Origin of the sequence: Mesorhizobium sp. M7A.F.Ca.ET.027.02.1.1 (genome assembly GCF_004022985.1) — a bacterium.
Classification (GTDB): domain Bacteria; phylum Pseudomonadota; class Alphaproteobacteria; order Rhizobiales; family Rhizobiaceae; genus Mesorhizobium.
Window position 1 is genome coordinate 1 of the sequence record NZ_RZOL01000369.1, and the last position, 6,166, is coordinate 6,166.

The window sequence follows — 6,166 nt, forward strand, 5'->3', positions numbered from 1 at the left end:
GTGGAATTCGCAGTCGGCGGCGTTCGCACAAGGCGTGAAGGCGGAAAATCCTGACGTCAAGATCACCTATGCGGTGATCGGCCCTGCCGCCTACAGCGATGCGGCCGGCGGCAAGCGCGTCACCGAAAGCGTGATCGCATCGGGTGCCGACATCATCTTCGGCCAAGGCAACGGTTCGAGCTTCGGCATGCTGCAGGCGGTCGAGACGACCAAGGCAGCCGATGGCGGCAAGGTCTATTTCATCGACGTCATCGGCGACAAGTCACCGATCGACAAGGGCTTCCTGCTGTCGTCGGTGGTGTGGAACATCGAGCCGGTCTATGCTGCGATGATTGCCGACCTGAAGGCCGACACGTTCGGCACCAAACACTATACGATCGGCCTCAAGGACGACTCGGTCAAGCTGCTGAAGACCGCTGCGATCCCGGACAATGTCTGGACGGAAATCCAGGCGCTGCGCGAGGACGTCATTTCCGGCAAGATCAAGGTCGAGCCGGTCTATGACGCGGCCGCCGTCAGGGCATTGATGACCAGCGTCGCCCAGTAAGGCGATCACGGTCGGCTGCCGGAGGGGTGATCCGTTCACCCCTCCGGACGATTCCCGTTTTTTGGTGCTGGGCTTTCATGAGCGGTTTTTCTTCATCGTCCGTTGCAGGGCGCGACATCGTCGCGCTTGAAGGCGTGACCAAACGGTTCCCCGGCATCGTTGCCAATGACAGCGTCGACCTGTCGATCCGCCCGGGCGAAGTGCATGTGTTGCTGGGAGAGAACGGCGCTGGAAAATCGACACTGATCGGCATGTTGTCCGGCCTGCAGCAGCCGGACGAAGGACGCATACTGGTCGACGGCAAACCGACGCCGATCACCTCGCCGCGCCATGCGCTGGCACTCGGCATCGGCACCGTATTCCAGCACATGATGCTGGTGCCGACGCTGACGGTGGCGGAAAATCTCCTGCTTGGCGGGCCGTGGTGGCAACGCCCCAGGACCGAGGAACTGGCGGCGCGCGTCGCCGAGATCACCGGCACGCTCGGCATCACCGTCAAGCTTCAAGCCAAGGTATCGGAGTTGTCGCTCGGCGAGCAGCAGCAGGTCGAGATCCTGCGCGCGATGCTGCGCAACAGCCGGCTGCTCATCCTTGACGAGTCCACCTCCATGCTGACGCCGAAAGGTATCGACGAACTGGGCGCGCTGATGCGCCGCCTCGTCGAGCAGGGTCTGGCGATCGTCTTCATCACCCACAAGCTCAAGGAGGCGGCTGCCTTCGGCGACCGAATCTCGGTGCTGAAGCTTGGCCGCAAGGTCGGCGAGATCCCGCCCGAGCGGTTTCGCGCGCTGGGCGAACAGGAGATCGTCTCCGAGATCGTGGGATTGATGTTCGGCAAGCAGAAGGATGATCCGGAAGCCGTCGAGCGTCCGGTCCGCACTGCCCGAGCAGAAGCGGCCCCGCTGCTTCAGGTCGCGGATCTGGCGGTCGCGCCGACGGACAATGCGCCGGGCCTGTCGTCGATCTCCTTCGACATCCGCCCGGGCGAGATCCTGGGCATTGCCGGCATCGACGGCAACGGCCAGAAGCAACTGGCGGAAGCGCTGGCCGGCCAGCGTACAGCTGCCGGCGGCTCGATACGGCTGGACGGCGCCGCCATCGAGACGCTGAGCGTCGGCGAGCGCCGCCGGCGCGGCCTTCGCTACCTGACCGACGACCGGCTGGGCGAGGGCACTGTCGGAACCTTCCCGGTCTCGATCAACTTCTTCCTCAAGCAGGTCGGCGCGGCCCCGTTCTGGCGCAACGGCGTCGAGCAGCGCGCGGAGATCGACAAGCGCGCCGCGCAGCTCGTGCGCGAATACGACGTGCGTACGCCGAGCCTGAAGACGCCCGTCGCGCGGCTGTCCGGCGGCAACATCCAGAAGGTGCTTCTGGCACGGGAACTGGCTGAAGGCGCCAAGGTGGTGATCTTCAACAAGCCGACCTACGGGCTCGATCTCGCCAACACTTTGGCGTCGCGCCAGCGCATTCGCGACACGGCGGCGCGTGGCCTTGCGGTGCTGCTGATCTCCACCGACCTCGAGGAATTGCTTGGTCTGTGCGACCGCATCGCCGTCATCGCCGAGGGAGCTTTGGTCGGCACCGTCGAGAACGTAGACGACGCCCGCACCAAGGTCGGTCGCCTGATGATCGGACTTGCCGCATGAGCATCGACACCGCACCCACGGTCAGTGCTACCGCACTCGATGCCACGAGCGGGGCAACGACGCGTCGCGACATCGCGCATCGGTTGCTGATGACGCTCGGCCCGATCCTCATCGCTCTCGTCATAGCCGGCTGTATCCTGCTTGCGGTCGGCGTCGACCCGCTCGCCTACTACGGCTTCGTGCTGGAGAAAGGACTGTTCTCGCCGCTCGGCATCCAGCAGACGCTGACGCGCATGGCGCCGCTGCTGTTTCTTGCCGCCGGCCTGATCGTGGCCTTTCGCGCCGGCATGTGGAATCTCGGCGGCGACGGCCAGTTCCTGCTCGGCGCGGTGACGGCGGCGGCCAGCGCTCCTATGTTCGTGCAGGTCATGCCAGCCTGGCTGGCGCTGGTCTGCTCGTTCCTCATCGCCATGGTGGTGGCGATGATCTGGTCGCTGGTGCCGGCCCTGCTGCGTGCCTATCAGGGCGTCAACGAGATCATCACCACGCTGATGATGACGTTCCTCGGCACCTCGCTCGCCAATGTGCTGGTCAAGCTGGCGTTTCGCGACCCCAACACGACCGTGCCGCAGACCCGTACGCTGCCGGTGGAAGACCGGTTGCCGCGCCTGTTCGAAACGACCATCACCAGCGGCTTGCTGCTTGGGCTGGCGGCGATCGTCATCGTGCATCTGGTGATGACGCGCACGGCGTTCGGGCTGAAGCTGAGGATCGTCGGCGCCAATCCACGCGCGGCGGTTCACTCGGGACTCGGTGTCCCCGGCCTGACCGTCGCCGTCTTCGCCATTTCGGCCGGGCTGGCCGGGCTTGCCGGCGCCGTCGACATCATCGGCGTCCAGGGCAATGTCCGCGCCGACTGGAATCCCGCCTACGGGCTTGCGGTGATACCCGCCGTGTTTCTCGCCCGCATGAACGGCTTTGCAGCCATCGGCTTCGTGTTCCTGCTTTCGGTGCTTTCGATCGGCGGCGAGAGCGCGGCGCGCCGGCTCGGCGTGCCCAATCATTTCACTCTGGTGCTGGTTTCCATCGTGCTGATCGTGCTCGCGCTCGCCGAATATTTCGATCACCGATACAACCAGTCGCGGAGGGCCTAGGGCATGACCGGGCTGTTCAGCGAAGTCTTTCTCAGCGCGCTCCTGTTCGGCGCCGTCACCGCGGCGATCCCGCTGCTGCTTGCCGGGCTCGGCGAGCAGATCTCCGAGAAGGCGGGCGTGCTCAATATCGGCATCGAAGGCATGATGCTGGCCGGCGCCTATCTCGGCTTTGTCGGCGCTTTCTATTCCGGGTCGCTGTGGCTGGGCTTTCTCACCGGTGCCGCCGGGGGTGCTGCGGTGGCGCTTGTCATGGCGCTGCTTTGCGTGCGCATCGGGCTGAACCAGATCGTCATCGGCATCGCGCTGACCTTGGGGCTCGAGGGCCTGACGGCACTGCTCCACCATTTCCAGTTCTCACGCAGCTACCCGCGCCTGCCCGCGGCGGATGCTACCGTCATCCCGCTGCTTTCGGACATCCCGGTCATCGGGCCTGCATTCTTCAAGCATCATCTGATCGTCTATCTGGCGGTCGCGCTGGTTTTCGGCATGAGCTACCTCTATCGGCGCACGCAACTCGGCCTCAATTTGCAGGCGGCAGGCGACAAGCCGGCCGCGCTCGATGTCGCCGGCATCGATGTCGTGCGGACCCGCACCATCGCCGTGTTGACGACCGGAGCGCTGGCTGGGCTCGGCGGCGCCTATCTCGCCAATGTCGGGGCTGGGCTGTTCATTCCGTTCATCACCAATGGCGCGGGCTTTCTCGGCATCGTGCTGGCCATGCTGGCGCGCGGTCGCCCGATCTGGGTGCTGTTCGGTGCGTTGCTGTTCGGTGTCTGCCTGTCGCTGACGACGGCCATGCAGGTGGCCGGGATCAACATACCGACCGACATCATCCAGATGCTGCCGTTCTTGGCGGTGATGATCATGCTGGTGCTGTTCGGCCGGCGCGCGAGCCTGCCGGCGGCGCTCGGGATTCCATACGAGCGCGGCGCGCGCTGAGGACAATTCATGCGCGGACGGGACCCGCGCCAATAAAGGAGGCAAGAATGTCGGATACCAAGGTCTACCTGCTCGACGGCGGCTCGCTCGTTCTCGACGGCTATCATGTGTTCTGGAATCGCGGCCCTGGCGGCGAAGTGCGCTTCCCGGTCTATTCGATCCTGATCGAACATGCCGAGGGCCGGTTCCTCATCGACACCGGCTACGACTACGATCATGTGATGAAGGTGCTGCCATTCGAAAAGCCGATCCAGGAAAAGCACCAGACCATCCCCGGCGCCCTGGCGCTGCTCGGCCTTGAGCCGAAGGACATCGACGTCGTGGTCAACTCGCATTTCCACTTCGATCATTGCGGCGGCAACAAGTATTTTCCGCATGCCAAGAAGATCTGCCACCGGACCGAGGTGCCGCAGGCGTGCAATCCCCAGCCTTTCGAACATCTCGGCTATTCCGATCTGAGTTTTTCGGCGGAGGCTGCCGAAGCGCGTGGCGCGACCGGGCAATTGCTTGCGGGAACGACACGGGCGAACTCGACCTTTGAAGGCATCGACGGCGACGTCGAGCTTGCCCGGGGCGTCCGGCTGATCTCGACGCCCGGCCATTCGATCGGCCACTACAGCCTGCTGGTGGAGTTCCCCAAGCGCAAGCCGATCATGTTCACGATCGATGCGGCCTATACGCAGAAGAGCCTTGAAACGCTGTGCCAGGCGGCCTTTCACATCGACCCGGTGGCGGGCGTCAATTCGATGCGCAAGGTGAAGAAACTCGCCGAGGATTATGGCGCCGAGCTGATGTACTCGCACGACATGGACAACTTCAAGACCTACAGGACCGGCACGCAATTCTACGGCTGACCCCTGCCAATCCGGAGACCACGACGATGCGTTATCTCGAACATGCCGATCCGGTCATCACCCTGACCGCGGGGCCGGTGAACGCCTATGCCGAAGTGCTGCGCGGCCTCGGGCGCACGGTGCTCTACGACTACGACCCGGCGTTCCAGCTTTTCTACGAAGGTGTGGTCGACAAGGCGCAAAAGGCGATGCGGCTGTCGAACAAGCCGGTCATCCTGCATGGCGAGCCGGTGCTTGGCCTGGAGGCCGCCGCGGCCTCGCTGATCACGCCGGACGATGTCGTGCTCAACCTTGCCTCAGGCGTTTACGGCAAGGGGTTCGGCTATTGGGCGAAGCGTTATTCGCCACATCTGCTCGAGATCGAGGTGCCCTATAACGAGGCGATCGATCCGCAGGAGGTCGAGGCAATGCTGAAGGCGCATCCGGAGATCACCGTCGTTTCCGTCTGCCACCACGACACGCCGTCCGGCACCATCAATCCGATCGACGCCATCGGTGCGCTGGTTTCAGCGCATGGCGGCTATCTCATCGTCGATGCCGTCTCGTCGTTTGGCGGCATGAAGACGCATCCCGAGGATTGCAAGGCCGATATCTATGTCACCGGCCCGAACAAATGCCTGGGCGCGCCTCCCGGCCTCACGATGATGGGTGTCAGCGAGCGGGCCTGGGCCAAGATGAAGGCCAATCCCCTGGCGCCGCGCGCGTCGATGCTGAGCATCGTCGACTGGGAGCATGCGTGGTCGCGGGACAAGCCGTTTCCATTTACGCCGTCGGTCTCGGAGATCAACGGGCTCGATGTCGCGCTCGACCTCTACCTCAATGAGGGACCGGAGGCGGTGTGGGCGCGCCATGCACTCACCGCCAAGGCCATGCGCGCCGGCGTTGCCGCGATGGGCCTGTCGATCTGGGCTGCCAGCGACAGCATCGCGTCGCCGACCACGACCGCTGTCCGCACGCCCGACGGTGTCGACGAGAAGGCGCTTCGCCAGGCCGCGCGCGCCCGTTACGGCGTGGTGTTTTCGTCGGGCCGCGGCGAGACCTTGGGAAAGCTGACGCGCATCGGCCATATGGGACCGGCAGCCCCGC

6 protein-coding genes are annotated in these 6,166 nt (G+C 64.5%); all 6 read left to right on the plus strand.

Annotated elements, in window-relative coordinates; translation table 11 throughout:
• The coding region (locus EN749_RS28460; RefSeq protein ID WP_128364405.1) for a BMP family ABC transporter substrate-binding protein at window positions 1-547 on the plus strand (547 nt) is incomplete at its 5' end.
• A 77-nt stretch (window positions 548-624) separates the two neighbouring features.
• A complete protein-coding gene (locus EN749_RS28465) occupies window positions 625-2,193 on the plus strand; it encodes an ABC transporter ATP-binding protein (RefSeq protein ID WP_128364406.1) in 1,569 nt (522 codons plus the stop codon).
• Window positions 2,190-3,287: an ABC transporter permease gene (locus EN749_RS28470; RefSeq protein ID WP_127809462.1), complete on the plus strand. Its 1,098-nt coding sequence runs from the start codon at window positions 2,190-2,192 to the stop codon at window positions 3,285-3,287. Before EN749_RS28465 ends, EN749_RS28470 begins: the two co-directional genes overlap by 4 nt.
• A 3-nt stretch (window positions 3,288-3,290) precedes the next feature.
• The gene (locus EN749_RS28475) at window positions 3,291-4,226 is read left to right on the plus strand and encodes an ABC transporter permease (protein ID WP_127267958.1); all 936 of its coding nucleotides are present in this window, start codon (window positions 3,291-3,293) and stop codon (window positions 4,224-4,226) included.
• Between the two features lie 47 nt (window positions 4,227-4,273).
• Window positions 4,274-5,080: a 4-pyridoxolactonase gene (locus EN749_RS28480; RefSeq protein WP_127397755.1), complete on the plus strand. Its 807-nt coding sequence runs from the start codon at window positions 4,274-4,276 to the stop codon at window positions 5,078-5,080.
• Window positions 5,081-5,106: 26 nt separating this feature from the next.
• Window positions 5,107-6,166 (plus strand): alanine--glyoxylate aminotransferase family protein (locus EN749_RS28485; RefSeq protein WP_145991034.1); only part of this gene is annotated, 1,060 nt, incomplete at its 3' end.